The organism is Moraxella nasovis (assembly GCF_022701215.1).
In the GTDB taxonomy this organism is placed as follows: Bacteria; Pseudomonadota; Gammaproteobacteria; order Pseudomonadales; family Moraxellaceae; genus Moraxella; species Moraxella nasovis.
In genome coordinates, this window is record NZ_CP089976.1 from 1,011,854 (window position 1) to 1,034,083 (window position 22,230).

At 40.7% G+C, this 22,230-nt stretch carries 22 protein-coding genes; 17 read left to right on the forward strand and 5 right to left on the reverse strand.

Going from position 1 to position 22,230, the window contains the following annotated elements; genetic code table 11:
* Nucleotide 1 precedes the first annotated feature (1 nt).
* The gene (gene dnaN, locus LU293_RS05035; protein ID WP_242749578.1) at nt 2–1,156 is read right to left on the reverse strand and encodes a DNA polymerase III subunit beta; all 1,155 of its coding nucleotides are present in this window, start codon (nt 1,154–1,156) and stop codon (nt 2–4) included.
* Between the two features lie 75 nt (nt 1,157–1,231).
* On the reverse strand, nt 1,232–2,725 hold the full coding sequence (dnaA, locus tag LU293_RS05040) for a chromosomal replication initiator protein DnaA (RefSeq protein WP_242749580.1): 1,494 nt from the start codon (nt 2,723–2,725) through the stop codon (nt 1,232–1,234).
* A gap of 549 nt (nt 2,726–3,274) precedes the next feature.
* On the opposite strand from dnaA, the gene rpmH reads away from it, so the two are divergent.
* From rpmH to rsmB, 10 genes are all read left to right on the forward strand, one after another.
* Nucleotides 3,275–3,409 carry a 50S ribosomal protein L34 gene (gene rpmH / locus LU293_RS05045; protein WP_003662232.1) on the forward strand — a complete coding sequence of 45 codons (135 nt, stop codon included), beginning with the start codon at nt 3,275–3,277 and terminating at the stop codon, nt 3,407–3,409.
* Nucleotides 3,410–3,476: 67 nt separating this feature from the next.
* Nucleotides 3,477–3,833, forward strand: coding sequence for a ribonuclease P protein component (gene rnpA, locus LU293_RS05050; RefSeq protein WP_242745949.1), 357 nt, complete (start codon nt 3,477–3,479; stop codon nt 3,831–3,833).
* Nucleotides 3,830–4,177 carry a membrane protein insertion efficiency factor YidD gene (yidD, locus tag LU293_RS05055; protein WP_311195303.1) on the forward strand — a complete coding sequence of 116 codons (348 nt, stop codon included), beginning with the start codon at nt 3,830–3,832 and terminating at the stop codon, nt 4,175–4,177. Before rnpA ends, yidD begins: the two co-directional genes overlap by 4 nt.
* A gap of 138 nt (nt 4,178–4,315) precedes the next feature.
* Entirely contained in the window at nt 4,316–5,971 is a 1,656-nt protein-coding gene (gene yidC, locus LU293_RS05060; protein ID WP_242745951.1) for a membrane protein insertase YidC, read from the forward strand.
* 127 nt (nt 5,972–6,098) lie between these two features.
* Nucleotides 6,099–7,538 (forward strand): tRNA uridine-5-carboxymethylaminomethyl(34) synthesis GTPase MnmE, encoded by a 1,440-nt coding sequence (mnmE, locus tag LU293_RS05065; protein WP_242745953.1) that lies wholly within the window; start codon nt 6,099–6,101, stop codon nt 7,536–7,538.
* Between the two features lie 2 nt (nt 7,539–7,540).
* Nucleotides 7,541–8,008, forward strand: a complete 468-nt coding sequence (gene nrdR / locus LU293_RS05070; RefSeq protein WP_242745955.1) for a transcriptional regulator NrdR — start codon at nt 7,541–7,543, stop codon at nt 8,006–8,008.
* Nucleotides 8,001–9,047 (forward strand): bifunctional diaminohydroxyphosphoribosylaminopyrimidine deaminase/5-amino-6-(5-phosphoribosylamino)uracil reductase RibD, encoded by a 1,047-nt coding sequence (gene ribD, locus LU293_RS05075; protein ID WP_242745957.1) that lies wholly within the window; start codon nt 8,001–8,003, stop codon nt 9,045–9,047. Before nrdR ends, ribD begins: the two co-directional genes overlap by 8 nt.
* Nucleotides 9,048–9,491: 444 nt before the next feature.
* A complete protein-coding gene (locus LU293_RS05080; protein WP_242745959.1) occupies nt 9,492–10,157 on the forward strand; it encodes a riboflavin synthase in 666 nt (221 codons plus the stop codon).
* 30 nt (nt 10,158–10,187) lie between these two features.
* A complete protein-coding gene (gene fmt, locus LU293_RS05085) occupies nt 10,188–11,183 on the forward strand; it encodes a methionyl-tRNA formyltransferase (protein WP_242749672.1) in 996 nt (331 codons plus the stop codon).
* The gene (gene rsmB / locus LU293_RS05090) at nt 11,110–12,510 is read left to right on the forward strand and encodes a 16S rRNA (cytosine(967)-C(5))-methyltransferase RsmB (protein WP_242745961.1); all 1,401 of its coding nucleotides are present in this window, start codon (nt 11,110–11,112) and stop codon (nt 12,508–12,510) included. Before fmt ends, rsmB begins: the two co-directional genes overlap by 74 nt.
* A gap of 134 nt (nt 12,511–12,644) precedes the next feature.
* Here the strand turns inward: rsmB and LU293_RS05095 are convergent, their stop codons facing one another.
* The gene (locus LU293_RS05095; protein ID WP_242745964.1) at nt 12,645–14,699 is read right to left on the reverse strand and encodes a mechanosensitive ion channel family protein; all 2,055 of its coding nucleotides are present in this window, start codon (nt 14,697–14,699) and stop codon (nt 12,645–12,647) included.
* A gap of 467 nt (nt 14,700–15,166) precedes the next feature.
* Here LU293_RS05095 and LU293_RS05100 point away from each other — a divergent pair, with 467 nt between their 5' ends.
* The 7 genes from LU293_RS05100 to LU293_RS05130 all read left to right on the forward strand — a co-directional run bounded on the left by LU293_RS05100 (nt 15,167) and on the right by LU293_RS05130 (nt 20,047).
* On the forward strand, nt 15,167–15,376 hold the full coding sequence (locus LU293_RS05100; RefSeq protein WP_242745965.1) for a hypothetical protein: 210 nt from the start codon (nt 15,167–15,169) through the stop codon (nt 15,374–15,376).
* Nucleotides 15,315–15,740 carry a YkvI family membrane protein gene (locus LU293_RS05105; protein ID WP_242745967.1) on the forward strand — a complete coding sequence of 142 codons (426 nt, stop codon included), beginning with the start codon at nt 15,315–15,317 and terminating at the stop codon, nt 15,738–15,740. Before LU293_RS05100 ends, LU293_RS05105 begins: the two co-directional genes overlap by 62 nt.
* 231 nt (nt 15,741–15,971) lie before the next feature.
* Entirely contained in the window at nt 15,972–16,127 is a 156-nt protein-coding gene (locus tag LU293_RS05110) for a hypothetical protein (protein WP_242745969.1), read from the forward strand.
* Between the two features lie 92 nt (nt 16,128–16,219).
* A complete protein-coding gene (locus LU293_RS05115) occupies nt 16,220–16,399 on the forward strand; it encodes a hypothetical protein (RefSeq protein ID WP_242745971.1) in 180 nt (59 codons plus the stop codon).
* A 259-nt stretch (nt 16,400–16,658) separates the two neighbouring features.
* On the forward strand, nt 16,659–18,065 hold the full coding sequence (thrC, locus tag LU293_RS05120; RefSeq protein WP_242745973.1) for a threonine synthase: 1,407 nt from the start codon (nt 16,659–16,661) through the stop codon (nt 18,063–18,065).
* 184 nt (nt 18,066–18,249) lie between these two features.
* Nucleotides 18,250–19,440 (forward strand): DNA-processing protein DprA, encoded by a 1,191-nt coding sequence (gene dprA / locus LU293_RS05125; protein WP_242745976.1) that lies wholly within the window; start codon nt 18,250–18,252, stop codon nt 19,438–19,440.
* Nucleotides 19,427–20,047 (forward strand): L-threonylcarbamoyladenylate synthase, encoded by a 621-nt coding sequence (locus tag LU293_RS05130; protein WP_242745977.1) that lies wholly within the window; start codon nt 19,427–19,429, stop codon nt 20,045–20,047. Before dprA ends, LU293_RS05130 begins: the two co-directional genes overlap by 14 nt.
* On the opposite strand, the gene ribBA is transcribed toward LU293_RS05130, so the two are convergent.
* Both ribBA and LU293_RS05140 read right to left on the reverse strand, forming a co-directional pair.
* Nucleotides 20,044–21,138 carry a bifunctional 3,4-dihydroxy-2-butanone-4-phosphate synthase/GTP cyclohydrolase II gene (ribBA, locus tag LU293_RS05135; protein WP_242745978.1) on the reverse strand — a complete coding sequence of 365 codons (1,095 nt, stop codon included), beginning with the start codon at nt 21,136–21,138 and terminating at the stop codon, nt 20,044–20,046. The genes LU293_RS05130 and ribBA overlap by 4 nt on opposite strands.
* A 232-nt stretch (nt 21,139–21,370) precedes the next feature.
* Entirely contained in the window at nt 21,371–22,180 is an 810-nt protein-coding gene (locus LU293_RS05140; RefSeq protein ID WP_242745979.1) for a hypothetical protein, read from the reverse strand.
* Between the last annotated feature and the right edge of the window lie 50 nt (nt 22,181–22,230).

Sequence of the window (22,230 nt, forward strand, 5' to 3'; positions counted from 1 at the left end):
ATCACACTCGCATTGGCATAACGACATACAGATGATTCATTTCATCATTCACCTGATGAATAAGCACAGGATTAACATCGCCTGTCATACCTAAATAAACTTGCCCCTCCAATGTTCTTAAAACAGCTCGTAAATACGCTTCGTTAAATGATACCTCAAGTGGCTCACCTTGGTAATTCACGGGCAAAAATTCTTCTGCCTCTTCTTGATAACTATTTCGCACACTCACCTTTACCCTATCCAACTCTTTAAAGTCAAATAAAATACCAGGAGAGTCTTTGCTATTTAACACCGACAAGCGACGCATGACATTTACAAGCTCTTCTTTATTAAAGACGGCAGATCGATTGGCATTTACTGCAATAACACGGCGATAGTCAGGGAATCGCCCCTCAATTAAGCGTGCGGTGAGCGTCGTACTAATACCACCAAGCTCGCCTTCATCGCTAAAGTTTAAGGAAACTTGTAAAAAGTCGTTATCAATGCCTAACACCACATCGCCTTCTTTACTTTCTTTGATTAAATCAGCAAGCAGCCTTTCAAGTTCAACGATTGCCTTACCTGGAACTATCACAGCCCATGAATCATAACTTTTAGATAACGCACGGTGAGCCACCGCCAGGCGATGCCCATCTGTTGCTACAGCAGTCAGCTTATCTTCATTAATCTCAAGCAGCATACCTGTTAAGTAATGACGAACATCTTGAGTTGCCATCGCAAATCGTGTATGTCCTAGCATCTCAAACAAATCAGTACGGTCAATACTTAGCGGCACAGTATTATTTGGCACACCAATACTTGGAAAATCCTGAGCAGGTCTGCTTTTTAGGTTATATTTACCCTTATCACTACCAATAATACAACGTCCATCTTCAGCATCTATGGTTGCTATATCTCCTGCTAATGCTCGGCAAATACCAAAAAATTTCTCTGCTGGCAAAGTTGTACTTCCTGCTTTGATACAAGCATTATCTGGCAGTCGCACTGTTGCTGTTAGCTCTACTTCTAGGTCGGATGCTGTTAACGTTAAGATATTAGGTTCTAAAACAAGCTTAATATTTTCTAAGATAGCCACACGCTGATTGTGCTTATCAGCAATCTTTACCACCATGTTAATAGCATTAATAAGCAGGTCTTTTTGGATTGATAATTTCATAATATTGTCTCGATTTTAATCAAATAATGGTATATTTTAGCACGCCTTACAGTCACTTAACACACCCAGCATCGCTTAAGCAAACTCTAAAGTTGCCTTTAAAGATGAGTAGTCCTTAAGAACTTTGGGATCTTCATCACACAGCTCTTTAATTTTTTCGCATGCATGCATGACTGTTGAGTGGTCTCGTCCGCCAAATGCTTGACCAATTTCAGGAAAGCTATCTTTGGTTAGATCCCGAATTAACGCCATTGCCATTTGGCGTGGTCGTGCAATATTTCTAGCACGCTTTTTACCCATTAAATCTTTCACCGAAACGCCATAATACTCAGCCACCACTTCACGAATATTTTCAGCGTTGACCGCTCGGGCGCGAGCCTCGATATGATCTTTAATGGCATGCTTTACAAGTGGTAATGTAATAGCTTCTTTTGAATAAATCACGCTAGCACGCACTTGATTTAATGCCCCTTCAAGGCGACGAACGTCTGGCGGTACGTTTTGAGCAATAAACAGTGCACATTCTTTTGGCAAATCAACCTGCCAAAGACTGGCTTTTTTTTCCAAAATCTGAACTCGCATCTCAATATCTGGCGGCTCAATCGCTACTGTCACACCACTTGAAAACCGTGATACGAAACGATCCTCAAATCCTTCCATCTGAGAAGGCTGACGATCTGACGCCAAAATCAGTCTTTTTTTGCCGTTTGTAAATTCAGTAAACAGTGTTAATAAAAGCTGTGACACTTTCGGGGCTTTTTTATTATTAATTAAATGCACATCATCAACAATTAACAAGTCTGCTTTACAAATGCGTTTAATCAAGGCATCTGTCTTACCCTCACCACCACGCAACGCCTCCACCGTTTCTTCAAAAAAACGATCTTTAGTGAAGTAACAGTAACTTAGCCCTGCTTTTTGGTAACGGTGAGCCACTGCGTGCATTAAATGCGTCTTACCCAATCCTGATGATCCATAGATAAAATACAGCGTGTAGTCGCTTTGTCCCATTTTTTTAGATAAATCATGACAAACATTATAAGCAGTCGCATTAGATTTACCCTTTACGAACGCATCAAAAGTAAATCTTTCTTCAATTTGCATACCTTCTGCAATCTGCGTAACCGTCTTACCTCGTTTAGCAGGCACACTCTTTTGATTTGACTGGGTGTCTTGAAATACTGCAATTTGCACATCAGAGAACATACCTTGGGCGTGCTTTGACACCAAGCGATGCAGCTCTTTTAGATAATGCGTCTTAATATGCTTCACAAAAAACGAGTTGATTGTCTGCAATATGAGTACATCGCCGACTATCTTTGGGTTTAGTGATGCAAGCCATGTGGAGTATTCTGAATTACCCACACTTTCTTGAATCTCAGCTGTACACGCTTGCCAAAATGCCATTGACCCAGCTGGCTTGACCGCCTTATCAAGCTTCTCAAGTTTTTTAACTTTCGGTTCATCAAGCTCTGTATCATCAAAAAGCGACATCATGCCACAATACTCCAAAAAAAACACCCTTAACGGTTCAGCTAAGACTAAGTCACTCAATTTACATGAGTTCATACACAAATATCATTAAGTGCATATAGTAACACAGCTTAAATCAATAGCCAAGAATTTTTGATTAAAATTGTGGATAACTTTATGGAAAACTCTGTTTATAACTTTATCAACAGAGTTTTCCACAGTTTATTGACAAAGTTTAAACAAATTTTTCCACAATATAAGTTAATGTTTTTAAATAAATTAATTAACTTTTCCACAATTTTAGTATCTCTTTATTATTATTATATTCTCTATTTATTTTAAGAATAAGAAAATTAAAAATCTGTGGATAACATTTTAAATTTTGTAATTTTTGCTAAAAAATAAAGGCATAAAATCTGTTCTTAGGACATCTATATAACACCATATTAGTACCACCAATAAGATGCGATTATCACTAAAAACAAAAAAATATTTGACCTTAAAAATCATTTTTAGTATAATGAGTAAGATTTTTGCTAATCTTAGGCAAAAAGAATTTAAATTTGTCATTCATTAGTGACTTAATCAAGTCATCGCTGTCAGGCTTCTGCAGAGCTTAGCGATGCCAACACCTTAAGGTTTATTATGAAACGTACTTTTCAACCAAGCGTTCTAAAACGCAAACGCACCCACGGTTTCCGTGCTCGTATGGCTACTAAAAAAGGCCGCCAAGTTCTAGCACGTCGCCGTGCCAAAGGCCGTCATCGTTTAACTGTATAAACGATCGATGAATAAAAAGCACCACATTGATGGTGCTTTTTTTAATGATGTTTAGTGGTCCTAAAACATGAAGAAAAATTCTTTTAGTAAGTCGCAACGAATTTTAACGCCAGATGAATATAAATTGGTTTTTAATAAGCCGATTAAGAAAATCCACAGCGATCATCTACTTTTATTTGTCCAAAAAAACAATACCAAGAAGCCACGACTTGGGCTTGCCATTACCAAAAAAAAACTAAAGCACGCAGTGATGAGAAACTGGACCAAAAGGCTGGCTCGAGAGTATTTTCGCCATGTAGCCTTAGAGATTGGGTCAGTTGATGTGGTATTGATTGTCAAAAAAAGCTTTACCAAAGAGTGTGATATTCATGGTGAATTAAATCATTTATTTGGCAAACTACGTACTTATCACCCAGCATCATGACTATCTTTGGGCGTATTATACTAAGGTGTATTTGGTTTTATCAAAAGGCGATTAGTCCTATGATACCTGCCAGATGTCGCTATTATCCAACTTGCTCGCATTATGCAAAGACTGCCATTTTGTGGCATGGTTTTGGACGTGGCGGAAAGCTTGCCATAAGACGCATCTTACGGTGCCACCCTTGGGGTGGTCATGGTATAGATTTTGTGCCACTGCCATTTTACCATTATCAATTTTTAAAGGCGAATGCTCAAATCATCGCCTGTTATCAAACCTATGTTTTTAAAGATGCTTTTAGCTATGCGTCTCGGTTGTCGCATATTTATACAGCTACCAAGCCTTAAAATTTATGTGATTAAAATAATTTCTAGGATTTTACCCCAAACTTTAGTAGAATGGGCGGTTTATTTAGAATTTTGATTGGTAAAAGTGCGTTTCGTGTGCTTTGGCGTGCGTATTTTAACTAAGCTTAGGACAATGTTATGCAAAAAATTCTTCGAATTTTGATCATTATTGCCATGTTAATTACAGCGTACTTGCTGATTTTGGCTTGGCGTGACGATCAAGTGAATCAACCTGTGGTTAATCATCAAATAGCAACGGTGCAAGGCAGTGATATTCCTGCGACGGCAGTAAATGGCGATGTGCCTGTTACATCAGGTGCTAAACCAAGTGTTTTGGCGTCCAGCCATCAGATGATTCATGTCTCTACAGATTATTATGATATACAGATCGATCCTGTTGGGGGTGATGTTGTTCATGCGGCCCTTAAAAAGCATGCTGCTACATTAAATAGCGATCAGCCATTTGTATTGCTTGAAAATAACAGTACACGTACTTATGTTGCACAGTCTGGTCTTGTTGGTAGAGATGGGATTGATACTGCAGATGGACGTGCTGTTTATACCACGCCCCAATCAAGCTATGCCATGGCAACAGATGCAGATACGCTACAGGTGCCTTTAACCTATCAAAAAGATGGCGTAACCATTACCAAAACTTATACTTTTACTAAGGGTCAGTACCCTATTAATGTAAGTTATAACATTAATAATGTGTCAAATCAAGCGTGGCAAGGGCAGATGTATGCTCAGCTAAAGCGTGACGAAAGCTCAGATCCTGGTATGGAGAATAAGGGCTTTATGAGTATGGCGACCTATCTTGGTGGGGCGTGGGGCGTACCTGAAGAACCTTATAATAAGCTAAAATTTAAAAGCTTTGATGATGGCAAGCTAAATGCGGTCAGTAAAGATGGCTGGGTTGGTATCGTCCAGCATTACTTTGTGTCAGCTTGGACGCCGGGCGATTTTGATGGGCAGTTTTTTAGCCGTGTTAATGGTGGTAATCACTTTATTGGCTTTAATAGCCCAGTACTGAACGTCGCACCTGGTAAGCAAATCACTTTAGATGCTACGCTGTATGCAGGACCAAAAGAACAAGACAAGCTGGCTACGGTTGCAACAGGTCTTGAGCAGACGGTTGATTATGGCATACTGTGGCCAATTTCTAAGGTGTTATTTGCTGTGCTTGAAGCCTTGCATAAAGTGCTAGGCAACTGGGGCTGGGCAATTATTGGCTTAACACTGCTTATTAAAATCGCATTATTTTGGCTATCTAATAAGAGCTATGTTTCGATGGCAAAAATGCGTGCCATCGCCCCAAAAATGCAATCTCTTAAAGAAAAGCATGGTGATGATCGCATGGCGATGAGCCAAGAAATGATGCAGCTTTATCGTGACGAGAAAGTCAATCCGATGGCAGGATGTTTACCAATATTTATGCAGATGCCTATTTTTCTAGCTTTATATTGGTGCTTGGTAGAGAGCGTTGAGTTGCGCCATGCCCCTTGGATTTTATGGATTAAAGATTTATCAGCAATGGACCCATGGTTTATCTTACCAATCTTTATGATGGCAACCATGTTTGTTCAGCAGATGCTAAATCCACAACCAACTGATCCGATGCAAGCTAAAATGATGAAAATCATGCCACTGATTTTTGGTGCGTTTATGCTGTTTTTCCCTGCAGGTCTTGTGCTGTACTGGACGGTGAATAACTTATTTAGCATGACACATCAGCATTTAGTAAATAAGCGTGTTGAGCGTGAAATGAGAGCAAAAAATATGGCGCAATCATAAAGTTAAATGATTGCCATAAAATCTGCCGATCTTATTGGTCGGCAGATTTTTTATTTTTAGATGAAAATTTCACAATAAAACCAAAAAGATGATAAAATGAAAGGTTAACTTTATTTATGGTAATACAATGACTCAGCTTCCTACTATCTCAGCCATTGCCACGCCCACAGGTCAAGGGGGTGTTGGTATTATTCGATTATCTGGCGGTAAGGCGTATGATATTGGGCTTGCTATAACAGGCAAGAATTCATTAAAGCCACGTCATGCTCACTTTGTGAAGTTTTATGGCGAAGGTAGTACTGTCATTGATGAGGGTGTGGTGATTTATTTTAATGCACCGCATTCATTTACAGGCGAAGATGTCGTAGAGCTACAAGGCCATGGCGGTATGGTACTACAAAACCTACTGCTTGCTAGAACCTTTGAGCTTGGTGCAAGACAGGCTGCAGCTGGCGAATTTTCAATGCGTGCCTTTGATAATGACAAGCTTGATTTGGTGCAGGCTGAGGCAATTAGTGATGCAATCAGTGCCACTACTGCAGCTGAAGCGATGAGTGCCATACGCTCATTGTCGGGCGAGTTTTCAGCATTAATTAATGATTTGCAAGATGATATTATTAATTTACGACTGTATGTGGAGGCAAGCATTGATTTTAGTGATGAAGAAGATGTGGATTTTTTGTCAGATGGGGTAATTTTAAAGCGGCTAAACGACATTTTACAGGTGATGGATGCTATTTTGGCAACTGCCAAACAAGGTCAGATTTTAAAAGATGGTGTTCATGTGGTGTTGGCAGGCAAGCCAAACGCAGGCAAGTCAAGTCTGTTAAATCGATTAGCAAAAACAGATCGTGCCATCGTCACTGATATTGCAGGGACAACTCGAGATACACTAGAAGAAACATTGGTGCTAAATGGATTGAAAATTCATCTAACTGATACAGCAGGCTTAAGAGATACGAAAGATAAGGTAGAAAAAATCGGCATTGATAGGGCAAAGGCTGCTATTAATCAAGCTGATATTTTAATCTTGGTTTATGATGTTTGTACAGATGAAGATCCTATTAGGCTTGCCGTTGAGTTATTTGCCAATCATGATGTGCTGTATTTTCAAGAAAATATCGCTCATAGACTTATGTTGGTGGCAAATAAGTGCGATTTATTAGATGTTTCACGTGAAACAAAACAAAAAGACTTAACGGGGTTATTAAATGCCAACCTAGAATGGTCTAATGAGTTAAATATTGTGGATTTGACTGATGATATTGTCTATGTTTCATGTGAAACAGGTGAGGGGATAGATGGGCTAAGTCAGTCTTTATGCCAGAAAGTGGGCTTTTACCCATCTGAGAATAGTTTGATTGCACGCACACGTCATTTAGATGCCATTAGTCGTGCCAAGTTTTATGCTGATGAAGCTAAAACGCAGCTGACCGTTTTTCATGCAGGCGAGTTGGTTGCAGAAAGTCTAAGACTGTCTGCTCAATCACTTGGTGAGATTACAGGTCAGGTAAGTAGTGATGAGCTTTTAGGTAAGATTTTTTCAAGCTTTTGTATAGGAAAATAGTCGTGCATTGTCCTTTTTGTAGTGCTTGTGAGACCAAAGTAATTGATTCTAGACTGTGTGCAGATGGATTTCAAGTCCGCCGACGCCGACATTGTTTAGAGTGCTGCGAAAGATTTACCACCTTTGAGGTGATGGAGGTGGTTATGCCTAGAATTGTCAAGGCTAGTACTAAGATTGAGCCTTATGATGCCGCCAAATTACGACGATCCATCTCTTTACCTCTGCAAAAACGCCCTATAAGCATTGATGAGATTGAGGCGATGATTAGCCGTATTGAAAAAACGCTGCGACAGACAGGCGAGCGTGAGATTAGCTCAAAACAGCTTGGCGAGATTGTGATGAATGAGTTAAAAGCCATCGATGACGTGGCGTATGTGCGATTTGCCAGTGTGTATCGGGATTTTCAAGATTTAGAAGCTTTTAAAGCTGAGCTTGCTAATATCAAACCTAAAGGCGATAGCCATGACTGATAGTAGTGATTATACATTTATGCAAGCTGCCTTAGGTCTTGCCAAAAAAGGACTGTATACCACTCGCCCTAACCCTTGTGTTGGTTGTGTTATTGTTAAGGATAACTTAATAATCGGACAAGGTTTTCACCCTAAAGCAGGACTGCCACATGCCGAAATTTACGCCTTAAATGACGCTAAAGCACATGGGTATGATATAAAAGGAGCGACTGCGTATGTAACGCTTGAGCCGTGTAGTCATTATGGGCAAACCCCACCTTGTAGTAAAGCACTGATAGAAAGTGGTATCAATAAGGTGATTATCGCTACTTTTGATCCTAATCCGCAAGTGGCAGGTCGTGGCATATCTATGCTACAAAATGCAGGTATTGACACGCAAATAGGCGTGTGTGAGCGTGAAGCACGCAAGCTTAATGCAGGGTTTTTAAAGGCGATGGCAACAGGTTTGCCATATGTACGCGTCAAAATTGCCACAAGCCTAGATGGCCGCACAGCGATGGCAAGCGGTGAGTCAAAATGGATTACAGGTGAGATGGCACGAATAGATGTGCAAAAGCTTCGTGCTAGAAGTGGGGCTATTATTACAGGTTCAAGGACGGTTTTGGCGGACAATCCTGCATTAACGGTTCGTCTTGACACGCTTGATTTGGTAAATATTTCGCCACCTAAAATTGTGGTGATGGACAGAACGGGTAAATTAAAAAATACCGATAATTATCAGGTATTTAACAATAAAAACACCCTACTTTGGCAAGATGATATTAAGAGTTTGCTGCAAACATTAGTAAGTGAGTATCAATGCTATGACGTGCTTGTAGAGGCAGGCAGTACACTTGCCACGAGTTTTTTGATAGCAGGATTTGTTGATGAGCTGATTGTGTATCAAGCCCCTTGTTTGCTTGGTAAAACAGCAAGGGCGATGTTTGATGGTAAATTTGATCAGTTAGCCGACAGATTAAGCTTTAATTTAGAGAGCTGTGAGCGATTAGGTGATGATTTAAAAATGACATTTGGGCAAAAACCACAGTGTCGTAAATGAGTTATCCACAGATTTGTATTGCATAATCAAACACGCCAAAACCGCCATAAAAACATGAATAACATCTGTGGATAACTTAAATTTTAGAACGCATGTTAGACGGCTGATGATGATATTAGGTTGCTAAGCCTTTTATTATCAAAGGCTTAGAATAAACTAAGAATATTTTTAGTTTCACGTGAAACAAATTTTGATTGTGGATAAGTTTTAAACATTATTGATGGTTACCGTGTGTATAATTAAGTTATCCACAGCATAACTTTTTAATTATCCTGATTGGTGGCTTGATGTGTATGTGAGAGTGTTAATGGTTGTGAAGACTGTTTGTTTTGACTATCATAAAATATCAATTAACCGAATGATTGATTTTTTAAATTAATAATAATCTTTAATAACAGCATTAGTATGTATTAATAATTTAAAAAATTAAACAATGGGTAAATTATGTTTACAGGCATCATAGAAACCACAGGCACGCTCACCGCCATCATCCCCACAGGTGGAGATGTGCGATTGGTCATATCTGCCCCCAAGCTTGATTTTACTGATGTGAAATTGGGTGATTCTATTGCGTCCAACGGCATCTGCTTGACGGTGGTTGCCATAGATGGGACAAGTTATGCAGTAGATGTTTCATGTGAAACTTTATCTACCACCGCTTTGGGGGTGTGGCGAGTGGGCGATACGCTCAATCTAGAAAAGGCAATGCTTCCTACCACTCGTTTTGGCGGTCATATTGTCGCAGGTCATGTGGACGGCGTGGGTAAAATCGCCAAAATCGCCAAGGACGCACGTTCGGTATATATAGAAGTGGTGTTGCCGCCAGAGATTATGAAATACACCGCTGACAAAGGCTCTATCACTGTGGACGGCATTTCTCTTACGACCAACCGCATTAAGCACAACCAAAACATCGTCTGCCTAAATATCATACCGCATACCGCCGATATGACCAACATCGCCAAGCATTGGGCGGTGGGTCGTGCGGTCAATATAGAGGTGGATTTGGTGGCACGCTATTTGGAGCGACTTGTTTTTGGGAGAAAAGAGTGTGAAGCAAAGACAAGTAACATCACCGAAGAGTTGTTGATAAAAAGCGGTTTTTTTTAATAAATCTTATCATAATTATCATAAAAAGAGATAAAAATGACGACAAAAGACAAATTAAGGGTGGTTTTTGCGGGCACTCCCATCTTCGCCAAAGTCGCCTTGCAACAACTCATTGACGAACAAGACGCTCTTAATATTGACATCGTGGCGGTCTATACTCAGCCTGACAGAAAGGCAGGACGTGGACAAAAACTCACCGCTTCGCCTGTCAAGGAGCTTGCGACTGCCCACAATATCCCTGTGGAACAACCGATAAGTTTTAGCCTAAAACACGAGGACGGACAAGTTTCACGTGAAACGCTCGCCAGTTATTGTCCTGATGTGATGGTGGTGTGTGCTTATGGCTTGATATTACCGCTTGGCGTGCTAAATACGCCACGCTTGGGCTGTCTTAATATCCATGCGTCCTTGCTCCCAAGATGGCGTGGAGCTGCCCCCATTCATCGGGCGATTTTGGCAGGTGATGATCAGACGGGTATTACCATCATGCAGATGAACCAAGGCTTGGATACAGGCGATATGCTCTACATGACGGCGTGTGGGATTGACGACACCGACACCACCCAAAGCCTACATGATAAACTTGCCAAGCTTGGCGGTGTGGCGATATCTTGTGTGTTCAAGGATTTGACAAATTTTCAAAAAAACGCCGTCAAACAAGATGACATTCAAGCTAATTATGCCGATAAAATCAGCACCGAAGAAGGGCAGATCAACTGGCAAAATACAGCCAGTCAAATCAACCGACAAATCCGTGCCTTGAACGCCCATACCTTTATCCATGATGAGCGTGTCAAAATCTTATCTGCCAAACCCATCAAATCCGACCAAACCACACAAAAACCTGCTGGCACGATCGTCAGTGTGGGCAAAAATGCGGTACTGGTGGCGTGTGGGGCAGATGAACATGGCGTGCAACACCTGATTAACATCACCGCCATGCAATGGGCAGGTGGCAAACCTTTGGACGCACTGCAAATCGCTAATTCCAACAAAATCGCTGATGGGGATATATTTGGTGCTTGATATTTTACACACACAAAAATCTGCCCGTGCTAAGGTCATTCACGTCATTGAGCGGATTTTGGCAGGGCAGTCGTTATCTGTTTTGCTTGATGAGTTGCTTGCAGTCGTGGGCGATGATGATAGGGGCTTTGCCCATGAGCTGACGGTTGGCACGCTCCGCCAATGGTGGGCGTTGTCTCGTATTGGTGAGAGTCTGATTGAAAGACAGCCTACCGATCGGGGCGTGAGTGTGGCGTTAAATGTTGGCTTGTATCAGCTACTGTACATGAGTACGCCTGATTATGCCGCCATCAATGCCACACTAGATGCCCTAAAAGAGCTGAATAAAGGCTATGGCGTGGGTTTGGTTAATGCGATATTGCGAAAAGTTGCCAACAATCCTGCCAAATTTGCCAAAAAAGTACAAAAAAACCACAGTCTACCCAACCATCTTGCCAAAATCCTAAAAAGCGACTGGCAAACCCATTATGAGATATTAAGCCAAAATTTACGTCAGCCTGCACCGATATTTTTGCGTGTTAATACCAAGTTTGGTACGCCAGATGATTATGCCACAAGACTCAATCACGCCAATATCGCCTGTGATGTGGTGCCTGTGGGCGTGCGTGATGAGCGGTGTATTGTATTAAAAGATAATATAAAAATCAAAGACTTGCCTGATTTTTGTGAAGGTTATGTGAGTGTACAAGACCGCCACGCTCAAATTGCAGGGCATTTGTTGGCATCTTTGAGATTGCCTAAGCACCCAAACATTCTGGACGCTTGTACCGCCCCCGGTGGGAAATTGGCTCAGATTTTGGAGCTGTCCCACAGCGGTGCATTTGATATCAAACACATGACCGCCCTTGATAGTGATGACAGACGACTTGACCGTGTGCATAAGAATTTGGCAAGACTGCATTTGGGTGATAAGGCGGACGTGATTTGTGCGGATGCGACAACTTATCAGGCGGACATACCCTTTGATGTGATTGTACTTGACGCACCTTGCACCGCCACAGGGGTGATACGAAGACACCCTGACATCGCCCTTTTGCGGACAGAAAATGACATCATTGAGACGGTCAAATTGCAAGCACAGATTTTGGCGAATTTGTGGCAAAGTTTGGCGGTGGGGGGCTATTTGCTTTATATCACTTGTTCACTCATCAAGGCAGAAAATACTGCACAAATAAGCAATTTTTTGACAAACACACCGAACGCTCGTGCGGTGGATATTGAACTGACCCTACCTAATCACATCAAGCAGTCTGTGGGTTATCAATGCTTGCCATTGGATAAATATGATGGCGATGGCTTTTATTATGCCTTATTGCAAAAAATATAAAATTGTAAAAATACAAAGCATTTAAAATGTTAATAAACCTTAGTTAGTCGCTAAGGTTTATTAAAATACGCTGTGAAATATTACCAAAGAGTAGTTATGGGTTAAGTATATCCAAAAATCCTTTTTTAGTATCGTTATTTAGGGTGGTTAGATGGTGCATAAGGGTCTGTAAAAGGATTGTTATCTTTGAGTAATACTTTATCAGCGGGTAAAAATTTGGCGTGCTCTTGAGCAAGATACTCAAGCATGCTTTCACGCACTTCACAAGATAACTGCCATGCATTGTTTGGTGTGCTAGATGCTACAACCCCTCGTAAAGTAATAAAATGCTCGGACACGCCTGAGACCACAAAGGTGGGTTCATTGTCAGTGTCGCTTAATTTATGAGCCTTGGTGATTTTGATAAATTGCTCGCCGATGGCTTTTACATCTGCCCCATAATCCACATATAGCCATACAGGATAAAGCTGGGCAGGGTCGGTGTGTGACCAGTTGCAGATAATATCGGTAACAAAATGCCGCATAGGTACAATCAAACGACGCTCATCCCACGTCATCAGCACTGCATAGGTGTAACGCAAATCTTCCACCGTACACCACTCATCTTTAAGGGTTACCGTATCGCCAATCCGCACAGGCTGAGTGATCGCTACCTGCACGCCTGCCATGATATTACCTAAAATCGGCTGTGCAGCAATACCAATAATCGCCCCTGCAATCCCTGCTGACGTTAAAAGGGTTGTGCCAAGTCCTTTTAAGTCGGTAAACATACTTAAACCTGCGATGAAGCCTACAATAATCATCACAAAAATAAATAATCGGCGAAACAAGGATAAATAAGTAAGTCGTCTACGTGTTTTATCAGTCTCTTCGTCATCTAAATTGTCAATGCCAAAATCCCGATAGCGATTGGCGATAAAATTGATGGTACGAATGCCAAGCCATAAAGTAAACAGCACCAACGCTACCCAAATAACCGGACGAGTAGATGAAGCAATTGGGTCAATGGGAAGTCTGCCTGATACTTGTAAGTACACCGCCAAAAAACTCATGGTTAAGATAAATGGTACGGTGATTTTATTTGCCAAATCGGTCAAAAAATTAGACTTAGCAAAAGTATGTACTGAGCCGTGTGTGTTTTTGCTTTTGTTTTTAATTGTGGTTAAAACTGTCGTAATGACACGGCTGATGAACCATGACACCCCAAGCGATAAGGCAAAAAACAGCAACAGAGCAATCAGCTCCCACACCTTAATCCCAAAAAGCTTACCCTTTAGCCAGTCGGCAAAAAATCGCTCAAATTCGGCAGGTTTGTGCTGGTCATAAAGCAGGTTAATATTTTCACTACTCGCCCCAGATAACACCCAAATCGGTGCGTCATCGCCTACTTTAACACGCTCAATATAAAGCGGTATATGACGGTCTTTGTAAGCAATAGTGCCGATTTTGATACTGCGTCTTGGCACGCCTTTTAATGGGTTTTGACTGCCGACAGTTGGTTCAATCAGTCCATCGGGTCGATCAGGTAAATCATCAAAAATATAAAGTCCGTGCTGGGTGAGTAGATAGTCTAGTTTTACCGCAAGATTAGGGGCGATTAAGGATTGCTCTTGGGCTGAATAAGCATTAAGATTTAGGGCGTAGCTTGCCAAAAAAGGGTTATCGGTTGCGATGGCGGTGCTAAAAAACTCAAGCCATGCAAGTGGTGTCGATAGATTGGGCGGTGTGTCAAGCTGGGGCAGTCCTGCATTAAAAGTCTTTAAGGGTGTGTAATATTCGTTATATTCGGTATAAGCAGCTTGGTTAAAGGGGATTTGAGTTTGGTAGGTGGGCGGGTTGTCTTGAATATTATCAGAGCCATTTAGATGGCTGGCGTTACTACGGGTTATCTTTTGGGCTTGTTTGGTGACATATTCACCAAAGTTATCAGGTTTATTAGGATTGTCTTTTGCCTGACGCTTGGCAAGCTCGTAATCGCTTGGTAATTCTTGATTGGCAAAATTATCTTTACTTGTCTGCTGCAGGGTTTGGGCGGATATTTGAACAGATGGTTGTGTGTGATTTAGGTGGTTTGTGTTGGCATCTTGGGCAAATGCACCAACGCAAAAGCTAACATAAGTAGTAAATAGCGTCACAAATATGGGCTTTTGACGGTCTTTAATGAGTTTGGACAGATTTTTGTAAGTCATGTCTTTTATCTTAATTGTGAGATGTTGTTAGTGTAACCATCATCATTTGGTTGCTTTTTTATTGGTTGCGTGCTGATTTTTATAGCTTAATGCTTAAAAGCTATGTGGATTATGTCAGTTTTAATTCACACACGGTTAGGTTATTTTACCTTAAAAGATACGTTAAAACCATTAAATGCTGATACCTGCTGACATAGTAAATAGTGGTTTTTTGTCAATTTTAAAAAAAAATTTGTTATCATTGTTATGAATTTTTATTATGATTTATTAATGTTGGTATGGATTTTTATGCCTTAAAAAAAACCTAATAGACCGTATTGGTGGCTATAAATCATTTATTTGATTTTGACAAATTTGCAAGTATCAATTTCTTTACAAAGGTTATAATTTATTGATAAATCACATCTTTTTGTAAAGAAATTGATATCTTATGGCTATTTTATGACTATTTTTATAAGGTATCAGATATGAATTTTAAGAAAATTATGCTCATTGCTTTATCCTATGTGGGCATTATCGTTGGTGCAGGCGTGGCATCAGGGCAAGATATTTTGCAGTATTTTATGAGTTTTGGTAATTGGGGTATGGTTGGGGTTGTGCTTTTGGGTCTGCTTAGTGTCATTTTTGGTGGTATTACGCTTTACCTTTGGCTCGTATTATCAAGCCCAAGATCATAGTGAGGTATTGGATAATATCGCAAGCTCATTACTTGGTAAGCTACTTGATTGGTCGCTGATTTTTACCTGTTTTGTGATTGGATTTATTATGATTTCAGGAGCAGGAGTAAGTCTTAACCAAGGCTTTGGGATTGATCGCCCGATTGGGTCGCTGCTTTGTGCTTTACTGATTATCTTTGTGAGTATGATGGATTTAGAAAAAGTATCGGCAGCCATTGGTGTGCTTACCCCTGTCGTGCTTGTGATGATTGTGGGCTTGGCAGGTCATACGCTGGCTACAACTGATGTAGATTGGCACATATTCATGCTATCGCCACAACGAGTGTTAATCCTGCTACGCCAAGCGTCTGGGTATCTGTTATAAATTATTTTGCCTTATCTTTAATCGCTGCAGTGTCGATGGCATTCGTGCTTGGTGGCTCAGCAGTACATATCAAAAATGCCACTTGGGGTGGGGTGATTGGCGGGTTTTTGATAGGACTGACTATTGCATTGAACGCTCTTGTGATGTTTATTTAAGATTGCTGCGGTTAAGGATGCTGATATCCCAACACAGGTACTGTTTGCTAAAATTCATCCGCTACTAGGGTCGGTGATGTCGGTGGTAATTTTTGGTATGATTTTTAATACAGCGATCAGCTTGTATTATGCTCTTGCCAAGCGATTCTCAAAAATACAAAAACAATTTAATCTGGTAAATATTGCCCTTGTGGCGGTAGGGTTTGTGCTGAGCTTTGCAGGCTTTAAGTAGCTTGTTTTTGTGATGTATCCAATCGTGGGTTATGTGGGGGTTTTGCTGCTCTGTTTGTGCTTGGTTTTGCATGGTTTAAGGAGCGTAAACAAGTGGATAAAGAACAAAAAAAAATTCGTGCTGTACTATTTCGCTTGACGCATCGCAAGCTTGCTGATGATCAAAAATTTACCAAAAATCATCAAAACAAGCTTAATGAATGGGCAAAAAAATCCAACATTGATAATGCAGTGATTAAAAAAGCGTGCATGATATGGTTAAAAGCCGCTTAGATTAATCTAGTCTCTTGAAAAAATCCGTCCATAAAAGTGGGTGGTTTTTTTATGCAGTCAATCAAATGTTTTAGCGGTTGTCTTTGTCAGGTAGTGGCTATGATAAAAGAAAAAATATCATCTAAATATGGTCTAAAAATGCTTTTAAAAACGATAAAAAAGTAGAAATGTGCAAAAAGATCATAAAAACTGTGCCAATTTATCAAGATTTTGTTATGATAATCGATTAGCCTAGATTAAACGAAAATAAGGAAAAACCATGTACTATATCAGTACTCGTGGCAATACCCCAAAAATGCAATTTAGTGATGTTCTACTGATGGGGCTTGCCCCAGATGGTGGGCTTATGTTGCCAGAAACCTATCCACATATTGACCGCGTAACCCTTGATAAGTGGCGAGCGTTGAGCTATACCGATTTGGCATTTGAAATCATGAGTTTATTTGCCACCGATATTGACAAGGCAGATTTAAAGGCGTTGATTGATAAAACTTACACCAAAATCGCCTTTGGCACAGATGAGATTACCCCTGTTCGTACACTTAAAGACGGCATTAAAATCCTAGAGTTGTCAAATGGGCCGACGCTTGCCTTTAAAGATATTGCCATGCAGTTTTTGGGTAACGCCTTTGAATATGTACTCAAACAAAAGGGCGAGCGTCTTACCATTATCGGTGCAACCAGTGGTGATACAGGCTCTGCTGCCGAATACGCCCTGCGTGGCAAGGATAATATTGAAGTATTTATGATGTCGCCCCATGGCAAAATGAGTGAATTTCAACGGGCTCAAATGTACAGCTTGACCGATAAAAATATCCATAATATCGCCATTGATGGTATGTTTGACGATTGCCAAGATATTGTTAAAGCTTTACAAAACGACAAAGATTTTAAGGCTAAATATAGACTTGGCACGGTAAACTCCATCAACTGGGGGCGGATTTTGGCTCAAATCGTCTATTATTTTAAAGGTTATTTTGCCAGCACTACAGATAACGACCAAAAGGTTAGTTTTTGTGTGCCGTCTGGCAATTTTGGTAATATTTGTGCAGGACATATCGCTCGTGAAATGGGTTTACCAATCCATCGTTTGATTGTCGCCACCAACGAAAATGATGTGCTAAATGACTTTTTTAACCAAGGTAGATATACGCCACGCACGCCAAGCGAAACGTTTATCACGTCAAGCCCATCTATGGATATCTCAAAAGCGTCTAACTTTGAGCGATTTATTTACTTACTAAGTGATAAGAATGGCGAAACCATCAGCCAGCTTTGGATGGATAGTAAAAAAGGGTTTGATTTATCAGACAAACTAACTGACATCAACGGCAAATACGGCTTTGTTTCAGGTAAATCTACCCACGCTGACCGCATCGCCACCATCAAAGCGGTGTATGAAAGCGATAAAGATTTGATAGACCCACACACCGCAGATGGTGTAAAAGTGGCACGTTCTGTGCGTGAAGATAATGAAATCATCGTCTGTGCTGAAACTGCCTTACCTGCCAAATTTAGCGAAACGATGGCAGAAGCCTTAGGTGAGATTGACATACCACGCCCTACTCACACAAAAGATATTGAAACTTTGCCACAGTTCGTTACTGTGCTGGATAATAAAGCAGAATTGGTTAGAGCAGAGATTGAGAAGGTTGTGAAAATTTAACATGTTTCATGTGAAACATAATAAATAATCATGTTGCTAGCCATAAAGCACCCAATTTTATCAATCAGATTGGGTGCTAAGTAATATTACTCTCGCTTGTATTGATAGTGAAGCAAAGTGGTTTAACCGTCTTATTAAGATAATCCATGATAAAATAATCACCACATTTTCAATCATTAAGCTTATGAACACTGCTTATCAACATCTTGACGATCACCAAAGTATGCTTGCCTTATGGTATGTGGTGAATACTTCTTTAGTATCCTATTATAAGCTTGTGAATGCCTTTGGTAGTGCTAAAACTGCCTTGTCTGGGTCACAATCAGCGTGGCGGCAATTGTCTATTCATGCGTCACACATTAAGCGACTGGGTGATGCGTCTGACGTCTTGGCATTTATCGATCAAGTGCATGATGATGTGGCACGCAAAGCTTATTCGCTGCTGTTTTTTGGGGAGAATAACTATCCATCACAGCTAACTGAGCTGTATGACCCGCCACCTGTGCTGTTTTATCGTGGCAATGTCACACGACTAAGTGATCGCCAAATCGCTATTGTTGGTAGTAGAAAGCCGAGTGAGTATGCCCAAAAGGTCACTTTTGATTTAGCTCAGTACTTGGTGCAGTCAGGCTTTAGCATAACCAGCGGTCTGGCTCAGGGTGTGGATAGGGCGGCACATTTGGGGGCATTAACTCAAGCACAAGGACTTCTTGGTAGGACAGTTGGTGTGACTGGCACAGGGGTTGATGTATGCTATCCGAAAAATCACCATGCGTTATTTGCTCAAATTATCCAAGATGGCGGCTGCTTGGTTAGCGAGCTGTTACCACATACCCCTGCTAGTAAGCATACGTTTCCACGCAGAAATAGGCTTGTAGCAGGATTATCCATAGCGACAGTGGTTACCGAGGCAGCCATCCAAAGTGGGTCGTTAATCACAGCAAGGCTTGCTGCAGAGCAGGGCAAGCAAGTGTTTGCACTACCAAACAATATTTATCATGCCAATACTGAAGGCTGCCATCATTTGATTCGTGAGGGGGCAACCCTTATTTATCACCCCAACCACATATTAGAAGATATTAATAATCACACACAAGTGCCTTTTAATAACTTACCAAAAACTTTCTCTAAAGGCGACACCACTAATGCAACAGCAAAGACAAACACTCAGCCAAATGAGCAATGGACTAACGATTTGCCGCTACCGCCAGAACACTTGCTTGATGTATTGTCTTATATTTTGGCAGATGGTGTGGATTTAGATCGTTTGGTGGTGATGACTAAGCTAGATGCAGGCACGCTGCTAGCAAAGCTGATGGAGCTTGAAGTGCTTGGTTTTATCACTCAAAAAGGCGGTCTGTATGTCAAACTGTAAGATAACAAAAAAGGTATTTAATGTTGGTCAATTAGATGTATTAATCGATCATCTACACTGTGGTGGCGTGCTTGCTTATCCCACAGAAAGTGTGTGGGGAATAGGTGCAGACGCATTTTGTGAGCAGGCGGTGGAGCAGGTTTTAAAACTAAAACAACGACCAGCATCAAAAGGTTTGATTGTATTAACCGATCATGTGATGAAGATCAAACCGTTATTGGTGGATTTACCACCACAAAACCAAGCACACCTGCTTAAAAAAATGAGCCGCCATCACTACCAAAACCAAGCGATTACTTGGCTTGTACCCATATCACCATCAAGTCATATACCTACACTTTTGACAGGGGGATTTAACACCTTAGCGGTCAGAATCACCACGCACCCCACCTTAAATTTGATTTGCCAAAAACTGACAAGTGATAAAAATCCTTATGGATTTTTGGTATCGACCAGTTGTAATATTGCCAATCAACCCCCTGCGACAACCTTCTTGCAGGCGGCTAACTATTTTGGTGATTCGGTGGGCTATCTGATGGATGAAAGTTTAGGCTTTGATAAACCCAGCCAAATCATCGACTTATCAAGCGGAAAAATTATCCGTTAACATTCATTGGCATTGATGGTCTCAACGATATTAAGGTCAAAGCCTGATACATTAAAGCGACCTGAGCTTGAGAGTAATCGCATGTCTTTAACGCCAAGCTGTTTTAAGATTTGTGCACCTACACCGATACTGCGATAAGGTTCGCTTGTTTCGTGGATGCTTTGAGAGGAATGAAGCTTATCAATCTCATGGCTGATGTTAATAGGATTGGTACTTGCAATCCACACAAACACACCTTGCTCACTTTTGCCTATCTTAGATAGTGCATTTGCCATACTCCAGCCATGTTTACTTTGCTTGGCGGCAAATAAATCTTTAAGTGGGTTTAGACCATGCACACGCACGGTAGCAACGCCATTGCTTGGGTCACCTTTGACAAGGGCGATGTGTATTTCGCTTGCACCATATTCTTTAAATCGATGTAGGGTGAATGTGCCAAACTCGCTTTCAAACTCTTGGCTATCAATTAGCTCAACGGTCTGTTCGTTGGTCATGCGATAGTGGATTAAGTCAGCGATTGTACCGATTTTAAGACCGTGTTCTTTGGCAAAAATTTCCAAATCATCACGACGTGCCATCTCGCCATCAGGTTTGATGATTTCACAAATCACCGCTGACGGCTCAAGTCCTGCAAGCCTTGCCAGATCGCACCCCGCTTCGGTATGCCCTGCACGGTGCAATACACCACCTTTTTTTGCCATAATGGGGAAAATATGCCCCGGTTGGACGATATCGGATGGCTTAGCATAAGGGGCGACTGCCGCTTGGATAGTGCGAGCTCTGTCGGCAGCTGATATACCTGTGGTAACGCCTTCGGCAGCTTCGATGGATAACGTGAAGTTGGTGCTAAATTTCGCTCCATTTTTATCGCTCATTAAAGGCAGTTCAAGCTGCTGACAGCGTTCTTCAGACAGCGTTAAGCACACAAGCCCACGAGCATGAGTAATCATAAAATTAATGGCTTTAGGGGTTACGTGGGTTGCCGCCATAACGATATCGCCTTCATTCTCACGGTCTTCATCATCCATCAAGACAACCATCTTGCCTGCTTTGATGTCTTCAATGATTTCTTGTGCGGTATTTAGTGCCATAAGATTGCCTAAAAATAAAAGGATTTAATGTATAATAAGGTCGTTTTTTTATTTATAAAGGTGGCAAGTTTAAGTTAGCATCCCATATAAAATTTACCTACTTTTAAGTAGTGCCAAAACAGCCAAAACAACCACTTATTTGTCCGTATCATAGTACCATCAAGCCTGCCTTAACCCATAAAGTCAAGACGGTAGGCGTATTTGAGAAAATAAACAGCATTGTTTTAAAAAGTTATTTATTCACCACCCATTTTGGACAACCTATAAATAAATAATAAAACATAAATTTCAATGCAATCATCACAATAATAAACAACTCCAACACCAAATAAAAATACACACCATCAACATGATTGATGGCACTTGGAATTATAAATAAATAAGGCGTCATAGTATAAGTGTGATACCACTTTTTAAGGCTAATAAGTTTTGGGTGTAGGCAGATATGAGTAAGGCAATTTTGGCAGGTGTATTGATGTTCATCTAGCGGATTTAATGTCAAACGCTGGCTGATACATTTTGGACAATAAGGCGAATATGGATCAAAATACTCTGATAGTTGATTATGAGCAAGTGAAAATTTAAAATTATTTTTTATATCGGTTAGGCTATCTACGCCCTTTTTAATGGGATAATGGTGCGTAAGATAATACTGGGTGTTTTTTTCATAATTAATGATTTTTAAAATGGCGGAAACCACCATCACCCCAAAAAACATCAGCCAATAAATCCATGATATTTTTAAAAAATCCGTGCCAATCATAAGCCACAACAAAGCAGGGATAATGAGTGTGATGATGATTGGTTTTTGATGATATTGATAAAAATCCATAAATGCAGATTTTAGGCTTATGGATGCAGTCGCATCTGGGTTATTGTCATTGGTTTTTTGTGTATTTTGAATAGGTGTAGGATTGACAATCACACTATTATCACAATGGGTGCAAAACACAATGCCATGCACTTTTTTAGCATGTAGGGTATGATGACAATGTGGGCAGGGTTTGTTTTTGGGCGTGATAGATTTTATTCTGGTAAACATGTTTTTTTGTCAAATGGTTATTATCAAAATGCGACTATTGGCAGATTATT